The organism is Nocardia sp. Root136 (assembly GCF_001427185.1).
Lineage (GTDB): Bacteria > Actinomycetota > Actinomycetes > Mycobacteriales > Mycobacteriaceae > Nocardia > Nocardia salmonicida.
The window spans coordinates 2,692,404-2,711,624 of record NZ_LMFE01000001.1 but is presented as its reverse complement, the minus strand read 5'-3'; the positions used below and the strand labels follow the sequence as shown (position 1 = coordinate 2,711,624).

Below are 19,221 nucleotides of genomic sequence, written 5' to 3'. Positions count from 1 at the left end.
CTGCTGCAAATGCACGCACCAACAAGTCCAGGAGGACCCAAAAGTGGCGAAGGCGAAGTTCGAGCGGACGAAGCCGCACGTCAACATCGGCACCATCGGTCACGTCGACCACGGCAAGACCACGCTGACTGCAGCGATCACCAAGGTGCTGGCTGACAAGTTCCCGACCCTGAACGACGCGTTTGCGTTCGATCAGATCGACAAGGCGCCGGAGGAGAAGGCTCGTGGTATCACGATCAACATCTCCCACGTCGAGTACCAGACCGAGAAGCGCCACTACGCGCACGTCGACGCCCCGGGTCACGCGGACTACATCAAGAACATGATCACCGGTGCGGCGCAGATGGACGGCGCCATCCTGGTGGTCGCGGCCACCGATGGCCCGATGCCGCAGACTCGCGAGCACGTGCTGCTCGCCCGTCAGGTCGGCGTGCCTTACATCCTGGTCGCGCTGAACAAGTCGGACATGGTCGATGACGAGGAAATCCTCGAGCTCGTCGAGATGGAGGTCCGCGAACTGCTGGCCTCGCAGGAATTCGACGAGGACGCGCCGGTCGTGCGCGTCTCCGGCCTGAAGGCCCTCGAGGGCGACGAGAAGTGGGCCGAGGCCATCGTCGAGCTCATGCAGGCTGTCGACGACTCGATCCCGGACCCGGTCCGCGAGACCGAGCTCCCGTTCCTGATGCCCGTTGAGGACGTCTTCACGATCACCGGTCGTGGCACCGTCGTCACCGGTCGTGTCGAGCGCGGCATCGTCAACGTGAACGAGGAGGTGGAAATCGTCGGCATCAAGGAGAAGTCGACCAAGACCACCGTCACCGGCATCGAGATGTTCCGCAAGCTGCTCGACCAGGGCCAGGCGGGCGACAACGTCGGCCTGCTGGTTCGTGGCATCAAGCGCGAAGATGTCGAGCGTGGCCAGGTTGTCGTCAAGCCGGGCACCACGACTCCCCACACGGAGTTCGAGGGCCAGGCGTACATCCTGTCGAAGGACGAGGGCGGCCGCCACACCCCGTTCTTCAACAACTACCGCCCGCAGTTCTACTTCCGTACCACGGACGTGACCGGCGTCGTTACCCTCCCCGAGGGCACCGAGATGGTCATGCCCGGCGACAACACCGAGATGCTGGTCAAGCTGATCCAGCCGGTCGCCATGGACGAAGGCCTGCGCTTCGCGATCCGCGAAGGTGGCCGCACCGTCGGTGCCGGTCGCGTCACGAAGATCATCAAGTGAGTCTGTAGACCCACTGACACCGCAACGGCGTCACCCCTTCCGGGGGTGGCGCCGTTCGGCGTTTCCGGGGTTCGAGTGATGGGTGTCAGGCGGAGGCGTCGAGGTGTACGCGGACCGTGACCCGACCCTTGGGATCGCGTTGGGCGACGGCGTGGCCGGAGTGGTCGACGCCGTCGATGCGGAGGCTGACAGGGCCGCCCGCACCGAGAAAGTTGCGCCACCACTGCTTCTTGTCGGGCATCGCCACGCCGATGATGTACTCGTCGCCGGAGTGCCGATAGTTGACCGGCGTCGTGAATGTGCGCCCGGAACGCCGCCCCACGTAGCTGATCTGCGCGAAAGACTTACCCAGAACCTTCCCGATGACAGGGGCTTCGGTCAACGCCACCACTCCGGCATTCATCCCCTTCAATCCCCGACGCAACAACGATTCTCGAGTCAACGGCTTCTCCTGCCTGCTGAAGAACGAACCTGTTGTTCCCGAAGCTACCGAGGATCTATGGCAAAGCGCTGAGAGTCATCCGCGATCGCGGCCAACCGACGAAACACCCCGGTTCGCTCCGGATAACACCGAATTCCGCTCGGCGACAGGATGACTCAGCGAATCTTGGCCCCGTAAACGTGCTCGACGGACAACGCCATGAGTACCCGCCGGTCCGAGACCATGACTTCGCGGTACTCGTTCCAGTCGGGGTGCTCGCCCGCGGCCGCACGGTAGTAGTCGACCAGTGCCTCGACTTCCGGTCCGTTCGGATCGGTTCCGGGACCGGTCAATGTCGCGGTGCCCTCGGCGGTGGCCCACGACCATCCGTCGGCGCTGGTGACCTCGAGGGCGGCCCGGGGATCGCGTCGGAGGTTGACCGTTTTGGCGCGGCCCTCGGTCATCGAGACATAGATGATGCCCGCCGCACGGTCGTAGTACGGGGTGACGGGGGAGAGCTGGGGGCGGCCGTCGGACTTGATGGTGGCCAGGATGCCGATGCGGGAGTCGGCGATGAGAGCGTGCAGGTCGAGTGGGGTTTCGGGCATCGGTCGGCTCCTAGGGGTGGCGGGGCTGTTCGTTGTGACGAACCGCCGTGCTCGCCTGTTTATGCCCGGGCGGCGGAAATCCCGTCGACAGCGCGCGATCGGGCGCGTAGAACTTGTCGCATGGTTACAGCACGTCCGCAGTCGCGGTTCTAGCTCGCATCGGGTCCTTCGGCGCCGGTGCGGCGCCGCGTGATCCGACGCCCGTGCCGTCTCAGGAACGCACAACTGGCGAGCGTCGATTCATCGACCGAACCAGCCTGGGGATTCTCATGACCAGATTCGATCTCGCCCGACTACGCAATATCGGCATCGCCGCCCACATCGACGCGGGTAAGACCACGACCACCGAGCGGGTGCTGTTCTACACCGGCGTCACCCGGACTCTCGGCGAGGTGCACGACGGGACCGCGGTGATGGATCGCATGGTCCAGGAGCGCGAGCACGGCATCACGATCGCGGCGGCGGCGACCACCTGCTGGTGGAACGAGCACCAGATCACCATCCTCGACACCCCCGGCCACGTCGACTTCACCGTCGAGGTGGAGCGTTCGCTGCGGGTACTCGACGGTGCGATCGCGGTGTTCGATGCCAAGGAGGGCGTGGAACCGCAGTCCGAGCAGGTGTGGCGCCAAGCCGACAAGTACGGCGTTCCACGGATCTGCTTCGTGAACAAGATGGACAAGCTCGGCGCCGATTTCGCGTTCACCGTGCGGACCATCGCGGAGCGACTCGGCGTGCGTCCGCTGGTGATCCAGCTGCCGATCGGCGCGGAGCGCGAGTTCGACGGCATCATCGATCTGGTCGAGATGACCGCGAAGGTGTGGCGTGGCGACACCGATCGCGGCACCCACTTCGAGACGATCGAGATCCCGGAAGACCTGCGCACCAAAGCCTTCCAGCATCGTGACGCACTGGAGGCGGCGGTCGCCGAAGCCGATGAGCAAGTGCTCGAGCGCTACCTCGCCGGTCGGCCGATCACCGTCGAGATCATGAAAGCCGCCATCCGGCGGATGACGATCGACGCACAGGCCTACCCGGTCCTGTGTGGTTCGGCGCTGGCGAACATCGGTGTGCAACCGCTGTTGGACGCCGTCGTCGACTACCTGCCGTCGCCGCTGGATGTTGTCGCTGTGCACGGATTCTCGCCGGAGGGCGAGCACATCCACCGCGCGCCCGATGTCGCCGAGCCGTTCGCGGCCCTGGCGTTCAAGGTCGCGCTGCACCCGTTCTTCGGCAAGCTCGTGTACCTGCGGGTGTACTCCGGTACCGCCGAACCCGGTGCGACCGTACTGAATTCGACCACTGGGCGAAAGGAGCGCCTCGGCAAACTGTTCCAGATGCATTCGAGCACCGAGATCGCCGTCGAGCGGGTGCGGGCCGGTCAGATCTGTGCCGTGATCGGCCTGAAGGCAACGGGAACCGGCGACACCCTGTGAGACCGGGAAGCCCCGGTCGTTCTGGAGTCGATGACCTTCCCCGACCCGGTACTCGCCGTCTCGATCGAACCGAGGACCCGCGCCGACCAGGACAAGCTGGGCACCGCCCTGGCTCGCCTGGCCGACGAGGACCCGACGTTCACCGTGCACGTCGACGCCGAAACCGGCCAGACGGTCATCGGCGGCATGGGCGAACTGCACCTGGAGATCCTGGTCGACCGGATGAAGCGGGAGTTCCGCGTCGACGCCGACATCGGCGCCCCACGCGTGGCCTACCGCGAAACCATCACCGCCGCAGTCGATCTGTTCGAATACACCCACCGCAAGCAACAGGGTGGGCACGGACAGTTCGCCAAGGTGGTGATCGCGCTGGAACCACACGTGGCCGATGACGACGCGATCTACGAATTCGAGAGCCGGGTCACCGGCGGACGGGTACCGCGGGAGTACATCCCCGCGGTCGACGCGGGCGCACAGGACGCGCTGCGCGTCGGCACGCTCGCCGGCTTCCCCCTGGTGAACGTGAAAGTGACGCTGCACGACGGCGCCGCTCACGTGCAGGATTCGTCGGAGCCCGCGTTCCGTCTCGCGGGCGCGGCCGCGGTGCGTGCCGCGATCGCGAGGGCGAAGCCGATACTGCTCGAACCGGTGATGGCCGTCGAGGTCGTGACTCCGGAGGAGTACGTCGGCGAGGTGATCGGTGATCTCAACGCCCGCCGTGGCCGGGTCACCGAACTCGCGGAACGAGGCGGCGCGCACGTGGTGCGGGCCCTGACCCCGCTCCAGGAGATGTTCGGCTACATCGGGGACCTCCGCTCGAAAACCCGTGGCCGAGCGAACTACTCGATGGTGTTCGACTCCTACGCTCCGGTCCCACCGGGCGCGGCGGCGTCGATCATCGCGGGCGGCTGATCGACACCGGTGGCGTCGCAGTGCGTGCGGCGTCACCGGTTCGTCGTCGATGCCTAGGTGGGGGTGCCGTCCGATGTCTCGGAGTCGACCATCGCCGGAAGCTGATGTTTCCCAGCGGATCCTGCAGTCAGCAGGCGCAGCGCGTCGGCCGAACTCTCATCGCGCGCGGTGTAGATCTCGAGCCGGTGGTCGGGACTGTCGGGCTGCAACCACACCTGATAGTCGACGTCGACGCGCCCGATCGTCGGATGACGCAGATCCATCGGTCCCACGGTGCAATCGGCGACCTCCGCCGCGGCCCACAGCGTCGCGAAAGTCGTACTGCGCATGGCGAGTTCGCCGATCAGTTCGGCCAGGCGCGCGTCGGTGGGATAGCGTCCCGCGGTCAACCGCAGATAGCCGACGTGGATGCGGGCGAGTTCGTCCCAGTTTCGGTACAGGTCCCTGGCGAAGGGATCGAGGAAGAACAGCCGCGGAATCGACGGGCGTCGCGCGGGGTCGTCGGGGGCGGTGACATCGAGGTGCTCGCCGACGAGCGCGTGCCCGGCGCGATTCCAGGCGAGTACATCGCCTCGGCGCCCGAGAACGATGGCGGGCATGGTGTCACCGAGCGAGGTGAGCAGCGCCAGCACCCGAGGGTGAGGTTGCTCCGGTTCGTCTCTGACCAGGCGCGGGACGGCCGGTTGGCCTGCGAGATTGTGCAGGTGGGCCGTTTCGGCCGGGTCGAGTTGGAGCACCCGGGCGATGGCATCGATGACCTGCGTGGAGACGGTTCCAGCCTGGTCCTGTTCGAGGCGGGTGTAATACCCGGCACTGACCCCGGCGAGCTGAGCGAGCTCCTCGCGGCGCAGGCCGGGCACGCGGCGGGTGACGCCGAAGGTCCGTAGGCCGATCCGTTCAGGGGTGGTTCGGTCGCGGCGGGACTTGAGGAACGTTCCGAGGCTTTCCAACTCCATCGTTCCCATCGTAGGCACCGGGGCGCGGTCGTGCTCGATGGATGCAGGCGCGAAGCGTCCTCGGTCTCTTGCGCACGGCCGGAGCGAAGGCGGAGGTACGCCTATCCCGGCTGGGTGTACCCACGTCAGGGGCCTGGTTGTCACCCGCACGCGCTCGCAGGGTGAGTGACATGAATCGAACCCATGACACCGACGTGCGGTCCTGGCTGGGCCTGCTGGTGGTGCTCGGTCCCGTCCTGCTCGTCGCGATGGACGGCTCGGTGCTGTTCCTGGCGATGCCCGCCATCACCGACGCACTGTCACCTTCGGCCGACGAAACCCTGTGGATCCTGGACAGCTACGGCTTCGCGGTCGGCTCACTGCTGATCGCGTTCGGCACCATCGGCGACCGCTACGGCCGCAAGCGCCTGTTGATGATCGGCGCCGCGATGTTCGGCCTCGGCTCGGTGGGGGCGGCCTTCGCCACGAGTCCCGCACTCTTGATCGCCTTCCGGGTCCTGATGGGTGTGGCAGGCGCGACGCTGTTGCCGTCGGCTCTCGCCGTGCTCGGCACCCTGTTCACCGACCCACGCCGTCGCGCACAGGCCATCGGCATCTTCGCCGCCACCTTCGCGGCGGGTTTCGCGATCGGCCCGATTGTCGCCGGTCAGCTGCTGACGCGGTTCTGGTGGGGATCGGTGCTGCTGATCAATGTGCCCGTGGTGCTGGTGTTCCTGGTGCTGGCGCCGATCCTGCTCGGTGAGGTACGCGCGACCGGGCTCGGCCGTATCGATGTGGCGAGCGTGCTCACCTCGGCGACCGGGCTCCTGCTCACCATGTACGCGGTGAAACACGCGGCCGCCCAAGGTGTCTCGATCTCGACGGTGATGGTCGGGCTGGCCGGTGTGGCTCTGCTCGGATCGTTCGGCCGCAGGCAGGCGCGCATCGACAACCCGCTCGTCGACTTCACCTTGTTCCGCAACCGGGTCTTCACCATCGCGATCATCACCGGGTTCCTGCCCCTGGCGGCCTGGTCGGCGACCGCTTACCTGGCCGCGACCTACCTGCAATCGGTCCTCGGGATGTCGATCGCCGACGCCGCGCTGCTCGCGGTCCCCGGCGCCCTCGTGCTCACCGTGGCCGCCGTCCTCACCCCGGCCGCCGTCGCCCGTGTCGGACACTCGGCAGCCCTGATCGCCGCCCACTTCACGATCGCGGTCGGCCTGGTGCTGCTGCTGGCGACCGGTTCCGGCGGCGGTGTGGGCTGGTACATCGCCGCGACCGTGGTCGCAGGCATCGGCTACGGCATCTCGTTCAGCGTGGTCGCCGATATCGCCGTCGCCGCGGTCCCGGTCGAACGGGCCGGGGCAGCCGCCGCTCTGGCCGAAACCGGCAACGAACTCGGCAACGCGCTCGGTATCGCCCTGTTCGGCTCCCTGGCCGCCGTCCTCTTCCGCGTCCAGGGTCCCGACCTCGCTCCCACCCTCGGCGAAACCCTGCGCCTTTCGGTCCTCACGCCCGCGGTGCTGGACGACGCCCGCAGCGCCTTCGTCAGCGGATTGCACGTCGTCGCCGCGACGGCAGCCGTCCTGCACGTAGTCCTCGGTCTGGCGGCCATCCGCGTCCTCGGCGGCGGTTCGCGGGCGAGTCGAGCGATCGCGCCGGGATCAGCCGAGTTGGGTCATCCCCGCCGCGACCACCTGGGCGACGTTCACCAGGTCGTCGGCCGTCGGAACGGGTAGACCGTCGAGAGCGTGGAGGCGGTCGGTGCTGGCGATCGCGAACATGGCGGACACCCAGGCGGCGGCGCACGCGTGCAGGGTGCCGGGCCGAACCGGGACCGGGGTGCTGGCTTGCAACACCCGGGCGGTGACGTCGAGGAGCTGGTCGCGCAGGACGCGCAGGGTGCGGCGGACGTCGGGGTGGGTGTCGGCCTCGCGCCACATGATCACGCGCAGGACCGAGGAATGGTGGTCGCGCAGGTTGATCGCGGTATCGAGATTGATGAGGCTGGCGGCCGGATCGCCGGGGCTCACCACGGCGGCGAGGTCGTCGATCGGATGTGCCGGGACGCGTTCGCGCATGAGCGCGGACAGGATCGCGTTCTTGGTGGGGAAGTAGTAGAAGACCAGTCCTTTCGGCACATCGGCGGCCGCGGCGACGGCCGCGGTCGGTGTGGCATCGAATCCCTGTGTGGCGAACAGGGTTTCGGCGGCATCCAGGATGAGTTGCCGGGCGTCGCCATCGCGTTTCGCGTTGCGGCGCCCGACTCGTCGGCCCGGCATCAGTGATGTGGAGCCATGTTGTGCAGGCGCTGGTTCATCGCGGGCAGCGCGGCGACCGCCACCACCGCCGTCACCACTCCGACCACCCATGCGGTCCAGGATGCGCCGCCGAAGGCGGTGAAGTCCATGGCCCACGGCGAGATGAACAGCAGCACGCCGAACACGCCCATCGCGTAGTCCGCGACGGACAGATCGTCCCTGGCCATCTGGATCAGACCGGTTGCGGCGATGAGGACGCCGAGCACGATGAGAGTCCAGCGGGCATTGTCGTTGGTGTCGAGCCACAGGGGCGACAATGCGGTGAATGCGCCGAGCACCACGGCGAGAAAATCCTGTGCGCGACTGTTGGTGAACATGGGGAATGCCTCCTCGTTGAGACGAAAATACCTCTGACCTCGGTCTACTCCTGATTGACCGCCCGGTCGATATCGGGAGCGGCACGGTTGGGTTGCGACGTGGGTGTCACAGGTCGCCCGGCGCACTGGTACAAACATCTGGGGGCCGTAGTGGTCCGCGACACAGCAGAAACATGGCATGGGTGCGGTCGGTGACCGAGCATGCCGAGAGGACACAACATGAGCGCGCCCATCGTGATCGTCGGAGCGGGTCTGGCAGGCCTGCGAACGGCCGAGGAACTGCGTCGGGCCGGGTACGAGGGCGGTGTGCTGCTGCTCGGTGACGAGACGCGCCCGCCGTACGACCGTCCGCCGCTGTCGAAGCAGTTCGTGCGTGGCGAAACCGACGACACCACCCTTCGCCCGCCGGAGTTCTTCGCGGACAAGAACATCGAGCTGCGCCTCGGCACCGCCGTCACCGGCGTCGACACCGCCGCGCGCACCGTCGCCCTGGCCGACGGCAGCACCATCGCCTATGACCAGCTGATCATCGCGACCGGTCTGCGCCCCCGCAGGCTTCCCGGCCTGCCCCAGGTCGCGGGCGTGCACGTGCTGCGCGCCCACGAGGACGCCGAAACTCTGCGCGCCGAACTCGACGGCGCGACCCGCGCGCTGATCATCGGCGCCGGTTTCATCGGCTGTGAGCTCGCCGCCAGCTTCCGCGCCGCCGGAGTCGAGGTCACCCTCGTCGAACCGCAGCCCACTCCGCTCGCGTCGATCCTCGGCGAGCAGATCGGCGGCCTGGTGGCGCGCATGCACCTCGACGAAGGCGTGGACCTGCGCTGCGGCACCGGCGTCGACACCCTGCGTGCCGACGACGCAGGCCGGGTGTCCGGCGCCGTCTGCACCGACGGCACCGAAATCGACGCCGACCTGGTCGTGGTCGGTGTGGGTTCGGTGCCCGTCACCGACTGGCTGGCCGAGTCCGGCATCGAACTGGCCGACAGGTCGGCGGGCGGTGGTGTGCTCGCCGACGAGGTCGGCCGCACCTCCGCCGACGCGGTCTGGGCGGTCGGCGACGTCGCCGCCTGGCAGCACGACACCGGCGTCCGCAAGCGCGTAGAACACTGGACCAGCGCGGGCGAACAGGCAAAACTGCTGGTCACCGCCCTCCTCGGCGGCGCACCCCCCACCATGGCCCGCGTCCCGTACTTCTGGAGCGATCAGTACGACGTCAAGATCCAGGCCCTCGGCACCCCATCGCCCGACGACGACCTCACCATCGTCAGCGACGACGGCCGCAAGTTCCTCGCCTACTACTCCCGCGACGGCATCCTCACCGCCGTCCTCGGTGCGGGCCTGACCGGCCAGGTGATGAAACTGCGCGCGAAGCTGGCCACGCCCACCCCGGTGGCCGATCTCCTCGCCGCCGCGGGCTGAGGGCCACCCCCCGTCTCGACACGGGCGCCACGGCGGCGCACACACGGTCGCGATCGGCCGCTCTCGCCGCTGTAATACGGTGTAGCGGTGATCGTCGCGCTCATCGATTCCGGCCTCGGCCTCCTGCCTACGGCTTCGTGGTTGCGCAAACTGCGGCCCGATGTCGACCTGCTGCTGTTGCTCGACCCCGACGGCGCGCCGTGGGGGCCCAAGCCCGAGCAGTGGGTGGTCGAGCGGGTCGTCGGGGCGGCGCGCCAGGCGGTCGAGTCGGGGGCCGAGGTGATCGTGCTGCCGTGCAATACCGCCAGCGTCACCGCGTTGGACCATGTGCGGGCCGAGGTGGGGGACTCTGTGCCGGTGATCGGCACCGTTCCCGCTATCAAACCCGCTGCCGCGCAATGTAATTCGGTGGCGGTGTGGGCGACAGCGGCGACCACGGCCAGTCGCTACCAAGCCGATCTGATCGCCCGGTTCGGCGGTGACGCGAAGGTGGTCGGGGTCGCCTGCCACGGGCTGGCCGACGCGATCGACCGCGGCGACGTCAAGGCCATCCGCGAGTCGATCGCCGACTCCGCGGCCCGCACCCCGGCCGATGTCGAGGGCGTGGTCCTCGGCTGCACCCACTATCCGCTGGTCATCGACGCCATCGTCGCCGCCCTGCCCGACGGTGTGCGCCTGTTCGACAGCGCCCAAGCCGTCGCCGCCCAAACTGTCCGCAAGATGGACGAACTCGGTCGCCCCACCACCGGCACCGGCACGGTCACCGTTCGCACCAGCGGGCGACCGGGCGAATTGCCCTCCGGTGCGGCGACATTCGAGTCGGGCCGACTGCTCGGTGCGCTTCCTGCGTGATCGGCGGCGCGGCCGTAGGGGCGACGGCCTGCGCGAACATGTCACCGCACCAGTGTTGAATGCGGGGGAATCCCCGACCCGGAGGTGCGTGTGTCCGAGCTCCCCACCGCTGCACAGGTGCGCAAGACCCTCGCCGACCTGGCGAACCCCACCGACGCGCATCACTTGCAACGCTTCTTCAAAACCGGCGCCGACGAATACGGCGAAGGCGATATCTTCCTCGGCATCCGAGTTCCCGTCACCAGGAAGGTGGCGAAACAGTTCGCCACACTTCCCCTTTCGCAGATCGACGAACTCCTCGACAGCCCACTCCACGAGGAACGTCTGGTCGCCCTGTTCATCCTCAACGCCCGCTTCGCCGAGGCATCGAAACCGCGCGTCCGCGACGACAAGGCCCGCGAGGAGATGGTCGACCTCTACCTGGCAGCCGTCCGGAGGGGGCGAGTCAACAACTGGGACCTGGTCGACGCCTCCGCCGAGAACATCATCGGCCCGTGGCTGCTCGACAAAGACCGAGCTCTGCTTTTCGAACTGGCCGACCAGGATTCACTCTGGGAGCGCCGAGTAGCGCTGCTGTCCACCTTCGCCTTCATCAAGGCGGGTGACCCGAGCACGACCCTGGAACTCGCCGAGATTCTTCAGTCGGATCGCCGAGATCTGATCCAGAAAGCGCTCGGCTGGATGCTGCGCGAAGTAGGCAAACGCGTCGACCAGGCCGCGCTCACCGACTTTCTCGACGAGAACGCACCCGAGTTGGGCCGCACCGCTCTGAGTTACGCGACCGAACACCTCGAGCCCGAGCAACGCGCCGCCTACCGCGCCATGCGTTAGAACTGGATCCGCAACCGATCGGTCACCGGCCGCGCCTGGCAGCCGAGGATGTACCCGTTCTCGATGTCCTCGGGATCCAGGATCTCCGAATTGGCCATCTCCACTTTGCCTTCCAACACGGTGCAGGCACACGACCCGCACTCGCCCTCCTGGCAGGAGTAGGGGACGTCGAGGCCCTTGTCGAGCATGATGTCGACCAGCGTCTGCTTGCGCGGCCACGACATTTCGTGCACCTCGCCGTCGAGCTCCACCTCGACCGTCGCCGCGTCGGCAGCCTCGGCCTCGGAGACCTCGGCGGGTGCGTGGGCGGCGAACGGATCGCCCGCGAGGGAATTGAACACCTCGGCATGGGTCCGGTTGCGTGGCACCTCGAGCGAGGCCAACGCGTCGTGCACCAGGTCCATGAACGGCTTCGGCCCGCACATGAACGCCTCATAGGCGGTGTAGGGCGAGACCAGGGTGGCCATCATGTCGGCGGTCGGCAGGCCGAGCAGCGGCTCGAGCCAGTGGATGACGGTGAGTCGCTGGGGATGCTTGCCGACGAGATCGCGCAGTTCGTCGGCGAAGATCACCGAGTTCGCGTCGCGATTGGCGTAGACCAGCACGACCTTGCCCGAACCCTGCGACAGCGCCGACTTCAGAATCGACATCACCGGCGTGATCCCGCTGCCCGCTCCGAACAGCAGCAGGTTCTCGTCGAGATCCTTCGGCGTGAACACACCGGAGGGCGGCAGCACCTCGACCTCGTCGCCGACGGCGAGGTTGTCGCAGAGCCAGTTCGAGCCGTACCCGCCCTCGGTGCGTTTGACCGTCACCTTCGGCTGATCATCGGTGAACGGCGAGCTGGCCAGCGAATAGCAGCGGGCGACCGATCCGGTCTGCTCGCTCGGGATGCGCAGCGTCAGGAACTGGCCGGGGGTGTAGGCGAAGCGCTCGCGCAGTTCGGCGGGCACCTCGAAGACCACGGAGTGGGTGTCGGCCGTTTCGGCGATCACCGCTGCTACCCGCAGCACCACCGAGCGCGAGCCGTGCGGAACCTCGACTGTGGTCATGTCGTCCTCTCGGGCAAAACTAGAACGTGTTTCAGTTTCATGCTAGGCCGGGACGCGCCTGCAGGGCAAGCTGTGCCTCGAGTCCGGCGACCAGCACCTCCATCCCGAAGTCGTAGGAGTACTTGCCGCGCAGGTCGGGCATGTACTTCGTGGCTCGGGCCACCGCCTCGGGCAGCAGCACGTCCGCCGGCGCGGAACGGTCGCGCGGGTTCACTCTGCTGCGGCCGAACAGGTAGGTGTGGATGGTCGCGTAGGCGGCCAGCACGTTGCGGTCGCTGAAGCCCGCGTCGAACAGGATCTCCATCACCGCTTCGATCAGGTCGAGCTGCTTGCCGAGCATCTGCTCGAGCAAGATGTCGCCGAGGCCGGGATGCGTGCGGAGTTTATCGTCTATCTGATCGATCAGATCGCGCAGGCGCTGCTGCCACGGACCGGACTCGCGCGGCGGCTTGCGCACCCCGAGCAGTGCGGCGCTGGCGACGAGGTCGAGCAACTCGCGCTTGTCGGCCACGTAGTAGTACGGCGCCATCGGCGACACCCCGAGCTCGCGCGAGAGCCGTCGCATCGAAAGCTTTTCGACCCCGTCCTCACGCACCACCTTCAGTGCCGCGTCGACGATCTCGGTCTCGGACAGTGTCGAACTAGCGCCCGCCCCACCATGGTTACGCAAGCCTCTGCCTCACCTCTGTTGCCACCGGGCCATCAGCCCTTTTCCCATCCTGCCCCCGGAAGTCTAGAGGGGTTCGCAGGTGATGGGGCGGGGTGTGCTCAGAGAAAGATTTTCCGATTCCGCCCTTTATGGCAGTCACTGACGTTAAGGTTCGAGGTGACCGGCAACACAATGGAGGTAGTCATGCCTGAGAACACCACGCCTGCGACCGTCGAATCCGACGAGGACCTGGTCACCGAGACGCTGATCGAAGAGGTCAGCATCGACGGCATGTGCGGCGTGTACTGACCATGCTCGATCTCGACACCCGTTGGACGCTGCACCCGCGGGTCTCGTTGCGCCCGGAGTCCTTCGGCGCGCTGCTGTACCACTTCGGGACCCGCAAGCTCTCGTTCCTCAAGAGTCGCGATCTCGTCGACGTGGTCCGGTCGCTGCCCGCGCACTCCTCGGTGCGCGAGGCGCTGCGCGCCAAGGGCATCGACGCCTCCGACGCGCACCTGGCCGCGCTCGGGCAGCTCGCCGACACCGACATGATCGTGGCATCGCCCGGCCCGGTCACCGCCGCACCCGAAGCCTTGCCCGCGGGTGACGCTCCTCAGGGCGGCAGGCTGATCGACCGCTTCGAATCGGGCCTCGGCGCACCGATCTGCCTCACCTGGGAACTCACCTACGCCTGCAACCTGTCGTGCGTGCACTGTCTGTCCTCGTCGGGCCGCCGCGACCCGAACGAACTGAGCACCGAGCAGTGCAAGGCGCTGATCGACGAGTTCGAGCGCATGCAGATCTTCTACGTCAACATCGGCGGCGGTGAACCGACCGTGCGCCCGGACTTCTGGGAACTGGTCGACTACGCCACCGCGCACAATGTGGGGGTCAAGTTCTCCACCAACGGCGTTCGCATCAACGAAGAGGTCGCCGCGCGCTTGGCGGCCAGCGACTACGTCGACGTGCAGATCTCCCTCGACGGCGCCGACGCCGCGGTCAACGATGCCGTGCGCGGCCCCGGCTCCTACGACACCGCGATCAAGGCGCTGTCGAACCTCGCCGCGGCGGGTTTCAAGGACGCGAAGCTCTCGGTCGTGGCCACCCGCCACAACATCTCCCAGCTCGACGAGTTCAAGGCCATCGCCGACAAGTACGGCGCCACCTTGCGACTCACTCGGCTGCGCCCCTCGGGTCGTGGCGCCGACGTGTGGGACGAACTGCACCCACTGCCCGAGCAGCAACGCGAGCTCTACGACTGGCTCGTCCGCAACGGCGAGGGCGTGCTCACCGGCGACTCGTTCTTCCACCTGTCCGCATTCGGCTCGGCGCTACCGGGTTTGAACATGTGTGGCGCGGGTCGTGTGGTCTGCCTGGTCGACCCGGTCGGCGACGTCTATGCCTGTCCCTTCGCCATCCACGACCGCTTCAAGGCCGGAAACATCGTCGCCGACGGTGGTTTCGAGTCGGTCTGGACCGATTCGGCGCTGTTCGCCGAACTGCGCGAACCGGTCGACGGTGGCGCGTGCACGAAGTGCTCGCACTACGACTCCTGCCGCGGTGGCTGCATGGCGGCGAAGTTCTTCACCGGTCTGCCCGCCAACGGACCTGATCCGGAATGCGTGCAGGGCTACGGTGAAGCGGCATTGACAGCGCCGGGTCGCACCATTCCGCGCCCCGCCGTCGACCACTCACGCCCGGTTCGCAGCCGTGCCAGGGTGTCGCTGCCGCTGACCGTGAAGCGCCCACCTGCCAAGGCGTGCAACGAGAGTCCGCTCGGCTAGTCGAATCCGGTTGCCGGAAATGCGCTGCCGATCTTGTTGACACGTCCGGCAACCGGTCAGGGCGGCATTTCAGGCAGACTTTCCTCCTTTTTTGTGGGGTGATGATGTCTGAGAGCCCAACTGCGAATAGCATGCGAGGAATGCGCCATGATCGTCTGCCCGACGGCTTCGGGGTACGGATCGATCCACGGGTACGCGCATTTTCCGGGGGTCGGATCCTGATCGGAGGATCGCCCGCACGGATGCTGCGCTTGGCCCCGGAGGCCGCCGAGTTGATCGGCGACGGATACCTGGAGGTGACCGACACCAAGTCCGCGATCGTCGCCCGCCGACTGCTCGATTCCGGCGTGGCCAACCCGCGTCCGCGGCTCGAACCGTCACTCGACGACGTCACCGTCGTCATCCCGCTCTACAACAATGCCGACGGACTGTTACGTCTGCTTGCGGTGTTGCGCGGGCACAACGTGATCGTCGTCGACGACGGGTCCGACGAACCTGTCCGCATCCCGCCGCGATCGGGCCGTGGTCAGGTGACGGTGCTGCGGCACGAGAGTCCGCTCGGCCCCGCGGCTGCCCGAAATGCCGGATTGCAGGCGGCGACAACGGGCTTCGTGGCGTTCCTCGACTCCGACGTGGTGCCTCGCAGCGGGTGGTTGGAGGTCATGCTCGGGCACTTCAGCGATCCGCAGGTCGCGCTCGTCGCGCCGCGCATCGTCGCCCTCGACTCCGAATCCAACGCGCTCGCCCGCTACGAACACACCCGCTCCTCACTCGATCTCGGCCGCCGCGAGTCGGCGGTGCACGCGCGCGGCATCGTGTCGTATGTGCCGAGCGCGGCGCTGCTGACGCGGCGCGCGGCGCTGCTCGGTGAGGGCGGATTCGACGAATCGATGCAGGTGGCAGAGGATGTCGACCTGTGCTGGCGGCTCGAACGCGCCGGCTGGCGATTGCGCTACGAGCCCGCCGCGCACGTCGCCCACGATCACCGTGTCGCCTTCCGCGCCTGGTTCGGACGAAAGCTGTTCTACGGCACCGGCGCCGCACCGCTCGGCAAACGGCACTCGGGCCTGGTCTCGCCGCTGTCGGTGCCGACCTGGACCGTGCTGGCGAGTCTGCTGTTCGCGACACTGTCGAAGTGGGGTCTGCTCGGTGGACTCGTCACCCTCGCCACTGCCCTTGTTCGTCTGCGCCGGGTCTTCACCGAACTCGACAACCCGACCAGGATCGCCGCGGTCTACCTGGCCCGCGGCTACTTCGCCGGTATGTGGCGACTGGCTTCGGCGATGTGTCGGGACTATTGGCCGGTGACGCTGCTCGCCGTCATCGCGTCGAGCCGGATCCGCAGGATCGCCATCACCATGGCGCTCGCCGACGGTCTGGCCGACTGGTTCACCCATCGCGACTCCGGCGGCCTCGACCCGCTGCGCTATGTGGCCTACAAGCGCCTCGACGACGTGGCCTACGGCACCGGCCTGTGGCTCGGTGTCATCCGGGCGCGCAGTTTCGAAGCGCTCAAGCCGAGCGTGCCTCCCCGCTGAATACGCCTGCGTGACGAGCACTCTCATCGTCGGAGCAGGGTCGGCGGGGTGTGTGCTCGCGGCCCGGCTCAGTGCGGATCCGGCGCGCTCGGTGCGCGTGTTCGAAGCTGGACCGGCCCACCGAACGACGGGGAAACTGCTCGACCCGGCTCACCTACCGGTCGGCCCCGATTCCGGGGTGCTCTGGCGGTACCCGGGAAACCTGGTGCGCGGCAAGCTGATCGGCGGATCCGGTGCGATCAACGGCAGCTACTTCATCCGTCCGCCCGCCACCGACTTCGCGGCGTGGAGTGCGGTGGCGGGCCCACGCTGGTCGTTCGAAGCGATCCTGCCTGTTTTCCGCGACCTGGAACACGACATGGATTTCGGCAGCGCCCCCGGCCACGGCGTCGGCGGCCCGATCCCGATCTCGCGAACCAGCGATCCCACGGAGTTCAGTGCCGAGTTCGCGCGACGGTGCGCGGCAGCGGGGTTCCCGGAAATACCCGACCTCAACGCACCGGCCGAATCTGGCGATGGGGGATTCGGCCGGGTGCCGTTGGCGGTGTCGCGCGGTCGTCGAGCGGGGCCGGCCATCACTCATCTCTATCCAGCGATGGGGCGACAGAACCTGACAGTCACCAGCGACACCATGGTGACCCGGCTACTATTCCGCGGCACGAAGGTGATCGGTGTGGAGTGGGCGCGCGGTCGTGAGCGCGGGCGAAGCTATGCCGATCAGACGGTGTTGTGCGCGGGCGCGGTCGAGTCGGCCGCGCTGTTGATCAGATCCGGGATCGGCCCCGAACCGCTGCTGCGCTCGCTCGGTGTCGAGATCGTGCGGCCCGCGCCGGTCGGCGCGTGGTGCACCGATCACCCCGAGATCGGCGTCGAGTTCGGCGTCTACGAGCCCGCCGAGTCCGCTGTCCCGCTCGAATACGTCCTCGAAATCGACGACCTGGAACTACGCCCGTACACCCCGATGTTCACGCCGGGTCTGCGCCGGATCGGGGTCGCCCTGATGCATCCCGAGTCGACCGGCGAGCTGACGCTCGTCTCGACAGATCCCACCGTTCCCGCCCGCGTCGACCAGCGCTATCTCCGCAGTGCGCGAGACCGCGCCCGCCTGCGCGACGGAGCAGCGCTCACCGCCGATCTGCTCGGTCGACCGATCAGTCGCATCGACGACGCCTGGCTGTACGCCAACCTCGGGACCTCGCAACACCTGTCCGGTACCTGCCGTATGGGCCCCGCGCACGACGAGCGCGCGGTAGTCGACGAACAGGGTCGCGTCCACGGCATCGACGCCCTGACGGTCGCCGATCTGTCGGTTGTCCCGGTCCCGCTGCGCCGTGGTCCGCAGGCCACGACAGTGATGCTCGCCGCAGCCATAGCCGGCCGCATGGTCGTGTGACGAAGTGACGGCTGATACCACGATGTGACCTGCGGGACAAACCCAGACTTCTGGCGTTTCGCCCGATAACTGCCCGGTACAGTTTGTAGCGGGAAAGAAAGGCAAATGGTCAGCAATCTTGCAGGTGGGAGGCCCCCACGGCAGGCATCGGAGTCGGGCGCACAGCTCGGTGCTCTGGAAGCCTATGCCGCACAGGCCCATGGATATCTCAGTGCCGGTGGTGAACAGCTTACCCAGCTGGCCGGTCTTCTACGTCCGCTCGTTCTCGAATCATGGCTGCGCAGTGTGCGCGGTGGTGTCGATCCGACGGACGTCATCGACGGTCGCGGGCTGCGCGGCGCCGATCTCGAGCGGTATCGCGATGCCCATCCCATCGCCGCGCTCATGCCGCTGATCGACAAACTGCTGGTCCAGGACGCGTCGCAGGCCGGATTGATCGTGACGGTGGCCGACCAGTTCGGTCGCGTGCTCTCGGTGCACGGTCATCCCGAGCAGGTTGCCGCCGCCGCCGAGATCGGCGTGCGCGAAGGCGACGATCTCAGCGAACGCCGGATCGGCACCAACGCCGTCGGCCTCGTGGTGCGCACCGGCCGCGCCACCTGGATCCACGGACCCGAACATTTCCTGCATCGCATGCATCAGATCACCGGCGCCGCGGCCCCCGTGCACGAGCCGGACGGCCGTCTGATCGGCGTTCTGATGATTGCCGGCGGGATGCGGGTGGCCAAGCCGGAAATCCTCGCCTTGGTCAAAGCTGCCGCGACCGCCGCCGAAATGGACCTGGTGCTGCGGGCGATGCGCGCGAGCCACGGCATCGCGGCCCCGGTGCCGGCCAACCGCGACGACACCGAACAGGCCAACCTCGGTCTCGATGTCTTGGGCCTCGGCCAACCTCAGTTGAGTATCGCGGGGGAGCGGGTGCCGCTCTCGCAACGTCATGCCGAGATTCTGCTCTTGCTCACCGAACATCCCGAAGGACTCGGCGCCGACCACCTGGCGCTGCTGCTCGACGACACCGATCTGGACAACGGCACGATCCGTGCGGCGATGTCGCGGCTGCGGTCGGTGATCGGCGCCTCGGTCGTCGGTTCGCGTCCTTACCGTCTGCGCGTGCATGTCGCAACCGATGTGGAGGCCCTGCGGGCCGCCCTCGACTCCGGTGATATCGAATCCGCATTGCGCTTGTACGCGGGCCCGGTGCTGCCGCGCTCCTCGGCTCCCGGCATCTGCGACATCCGCGACGAGCTCCGGGTCCGGTTGCGAACCGCCGTGCTCGCCGCCCCCGACGCCGGCGTGCTGCGTCGCTGGACGTCGGGCCCGGAGGGGCGCGACGATGCCGCAGCGTGGGCCGCCTATCGATCGACGGTCGATCGTGATTCGCCGCTGTATGCGCAGATAGAAGCCAAGATCCGGGTGCTCGATCGGCGCATCGGCGCGGATGCAACGCAGATGCAACGTTTCGGCTCATAGTGTCCGGGTCTGAAGGTGTGGTGGCTCACATATCGATATCCGA

The 19,221-nt window shown here is 67.4% G+C and carries 17 protein-coding genes and 1 pseudogene; 11 read left to right on the top strand and 7 right to left on the bottom strand.

Annotated elements, in window-relative coordinates; all coding sequences use genetic code 11:
• The first annotated feature begins 43 nt into the window (after window positions 1-43).
• A complete protein-coding gene (gene tuf / locus ASD42_RS12310) occupies window positions 44-1,234 on the top strand; it encodes an elongation factor Tu (protein WP_056814209.1) in 1,191 nt (396 codons plus the stop codon).
• 85 nt (window positions 1,235-1,319) lie between these two features.
• On the opposite strand, the gene ASD42_RS12305 is transcribed toward tuf, so the two are convergent.
• Entirely contained in the window at window positions 1,320-1,637 is a 318-nt protein-coding gene (locus ASD42_RS12305) for a nitroreductase/quinone reductase family protein (protein ID WP_056814204.1), read from the bottom strand.
• A 194-nt stretch (window positions 1,638-1,831) separates the two neighbouring features.
• The gene (locus ASD42_RS12300; protein WP_056814202.1) at window positions 1,832-2,263 is read right to left on the bottom strand and encodes a PPOX class F420-dependent oxidoreductase; all 432 of its coding nucleotides are present in this window, start codon (window positions 2,261-2,263) and stop codon (window positions 1,832-1,834) included.
• 269 nt (window positions 2,264-2,532) lie between these two features.
• Between ASD42_RS12300 and fusA the strand changes: the two are divergent.
• Window positions 2,533-4,611: pseudogene (fusA, locus tag ASD42_RS12295) on the top strand (elongation factor G).
• A gap of 53 nt (window positions 4,612-4,664) precedes the next feature.
• On the opposite strand, the gene ASD42_RS12290 reads toward fusA, so the two are convergent.
• Window positions 4,665-5,567, bottom strand: coding sequence for a helix-turn-helix transcriptional regulator (locus ASD42_RS12290; RefSeq protein ID WP_056814200.1), 903 nt, complete (start codon window positions 5,565-5,567; stop codon window positions 4,665-4,667).
• A gap of 170 nt (window positions 5,568-5,737) precedes the next feature.
• Here ASD42_RS12290 and ASD42_RS12285 point away from each other — a divergent pair, with 170 nt between their 5' ends.
• On the top strand, window positions 5,738-7,288 hold the full coding sequence (locus ASD42_RS12285; protein ID WP_056814197.1) for an MFS transporter: 1,551 nt from the start codon (window positions 5,738-5,740) through the stop codon (window positions 7,286-7,288).
• On the opposite strand, the gene ASD42_RS12280 is transcribed toward ASD42_RS12285, so the two are convergent.
• A complete protein-coding gene (locus tag ASD42_RS12280) occupies window positions 7,214-7,831 on the bottom strand; it encodes a TetR/AcrR family transcriptional regulator (RefSeq protein WP_056814194.1) in 618 nt (205 codons plus the stop codon). The two genes, ASD42_RS12285 and ASD42_RS12280, sit on opposite strands and share 75 nt — an antisense overlap.
• Window positions 7,831-8,187 (bottom strand): SPW repeat domain-containing protein, encoded by a 357-nt coding sequence (locus ASD42_RS12275; RefSeq protein WP_056814191.1) that lies wholly within the window; start codon window positions 8,185-8,187, stop codon window positions 7,831-7,833. The genes ASD42_RS12280 and ASD42_RS12275 overlap by 1 nt, the downstream gene beginning before the upstream one ends.
• A gap of 219 nt (window positions 8,188-8,406) precedes the next feature.
• Here ASD42_RS12275 and ASD42_RS12270 point away from each other — a divergent pair, with 219 nt between their 5' ends.
• From ASD42_RS12270 to ASD42_RS12260, 3 genes are all read left to right on the top strand, one after another.
• A complete protein-coding gene (locus ASD42_RS12270) occupies window positions 8,407-9,606 on the top strand; it encodes an NAD(P)/FAD-dependent oxidoreductase (RefSeq protein WP_056814188.1) in 1,200 nt (399 codons plus the stop codon).
• An 87-nt stretch (window positions 9,607-9,693) separates the two neighbouring features.
• Window positions 9,694-10,458: a glutamate racemase gene (locus tag ASD42_RS12265; protein ID WP_056814186.1), complete on the top strand. Its 765-nt coding sequence runs from the start codon at window positions 9,694-9,696 to the stop codon at window positions 10,456-10,458.
• 90 nt (window positions 10,459-10,548) lie between these two features.
• Entirely contained in the window at window positions 10,549-11,289 is a 741-nt protein-coding gene (locus ASD42_RS12260; RefSeq protein ID WP_056816173.1) for a DNA alkylation repair protein, read from the top strand.
• Here the strand turns inward: ASD42_RS12260 and ASD42_RS12255 are convergent.
• A complete protein-coding gene (locus ASD42_RS12255; RefSeq protein WP_056814183.1) occupies window positions 11,286-12,341 on the bottom strand; it encodes a ferredoxin--NADP reductase in 1,056 nt (351 codons plus the stop codon). The two genes, ASD42_RS12260 and ASD42_RS12255, sit on opposite strands and share 4 nt — an antisense overlap.
• A 37-nt stretch (window positions 12,342-12,378) precedes the next feature.
• Window positions 12,379-13,011 (bottom strand): mycofactocin system transcriptional regulator MftR2, encoded by a 633-nt coding sequence (gene mftR2, locus ASD42_RS12250; RefSeq protein ID WP_056814181.1) that lies wholly within the window; start codon window positions 13,009-13,011, stop codon window positions 12,379-12,381.
• 183 nt (window positions 13,012-13,194) lie between these two features.
• On the opposite strand from mftR2, the gene mftA reads away from it, so the two are divergent.
• The 5 genes from mftA (at window position 13,195) to ASD42_RS12230 (ending at window position 19,178) form a co-directional block, all read left to right on the top strand.
• Window positions 13,195-13,299, top strand: a complete 105-nt coding sequence (gene mftA / locus ASD42_RS34360; RefSeq protein WP_101468422.1) for a mycofactocin precursor MftA — start codon at window positions 13,195-13,197, stop codon at window positions 13,297-13,299.
• Between the two features lie 2 nt (window positions 13,300-13,301).
• The gene (gene mftC, locus ASD42_RS12245; RefSeq protein WP_082843567.1) at window positions 13,302-14,777 is read left to right on the top strand and encodes a mycofactocin radical SAM maturase; all 1,476 of its coding nucleotides are present in this window, start codon (window positions 13,302-13,304) and stop codon (window positions 14,775-14,777) included.
• A gap of 140 nt (window positions 14,778-14,917) precedes the next feature.
• Window positions 14,918-16,315 (top strand): mycofactocin biosynthesis glycosyltransferase MftF, encoded by a 1,398-nt coding sequence (mftF, locus tag ASD42_RS12240; protein ID WP_056814178.1) that lies wholly within the window; start codon window positions 14,918-14,920, stop codon window positions 16,313-16,315.
• Between the two features lie 10 nt (window positions 16,316-16,325).
• Entirely contained in the window at window positions 16,326-17,708 is a 1,383-nt protein-coding gene (gene mftG / locus ASD42_RS12235) for a mycofactocin dehydrogenase MftG (protein WP_056814175.1), read from the top strand.
• A gap of 105 nt (window positions 17,709-17,813) precedes the next feature.
• Window positions 17,814-19,178 (top strand): GAF domain-containing protein, encoded by a 1,365-nt coding sequence (locus ASD42_RS12230; protein ID WP_056814172.1) that lies wholly within the window; start codon window positions 17,814-17,816, stop codon window positions 19,176-19,178.
• The last annotated feature ends 43 nt before the right edge of the window (window positions 19,179-19,221 follow it).

Bases quoted from the DNA above. Each gene is read 5' to 3' on its own strand.
- ASD42_RS12230 (WP_056814172.1), top strand. From the start codon at position 17,814: ATGGTCAGCAATCTTGCAGGTGGGAGGCCCCCACGGCAGGCATCGGAG.
- ASD42_RS12290 (WP_056814200.1), bottom strand. From the start codon at position 5,567: ATGGAGTTGGAAAGCCTCGGAACGTTCCTCAAGTCCCGCCGCGACCGA.
- ASD42_RS12285 (WP_056814197.1), top strand. From the start codon at position 5,738: ATGAATCGAACCCATGACACCGACGTGCGGTCCTGGCTGGGCCTGCTG.
- ASD42_RS12280 (WP_056814194.1), bottom strand. From the start codon at position 7,831: ATGCCGGGCCGACGAGTCGGGCGCCGCAACGCGAAACGCGATGGCGAC.
- mftF (WP_056814178.1), top strand. From the start codon at position 14,918: ATGCGCCATGATCGTCTGCCCGACGGCTTCGGGGTACGGATCGATCCA.
- ASD42_RS12270 (WP_056814188.1), top strand. From the start codon at position 8,407: ATGAGCGCGCCCATCGTGATCGTCGGAGCGGGTCTGGCAGGCCTGCGA.
- ASD42_RS12275 (WP_056814191.1), bottom strand. From the start codon at position 8,187: ATGTTCACCAACAGTCGCGCACAGGATTTTCTCGCCGTGGTGCTCGGC.
- ASD42_RS12305 (WP_056814204.1), bottom strand. From the start codon at position 1,637: ATGAATGCCGGAGTGGTGGCGTTGACCGAAGCCCCTGTCATCGGGAAG.
- mftC (WP_082843567.1), top strand. From the start codon at position 13,302: ATGCTCGATCTCGACACCCGTTGGACGCTGCACCCGCGGGTCTCGTTG.
- ASD42_RS12300 (WP_056814202.1), bottom strand. From the start codon at position 2,263: ATGCCCGAAACCCCACTCGACCTGCACGCTCTCATCGCCGACTCCCGC.
- ASD42_RS12255 (WP_056814183.1), bottom strand. From the start codon at position 12,341: ATGACCACAGTCGAGGTTCCGCACGGCTCGCGCTCGGTGGTGCTGCGG.
- mftA (WP_101468422.1), top strand. From the start codon at position 13,195: ATGCCTGAGAACACCACGCCTGCGACCGTCGAATCCGACGAGGACCTG.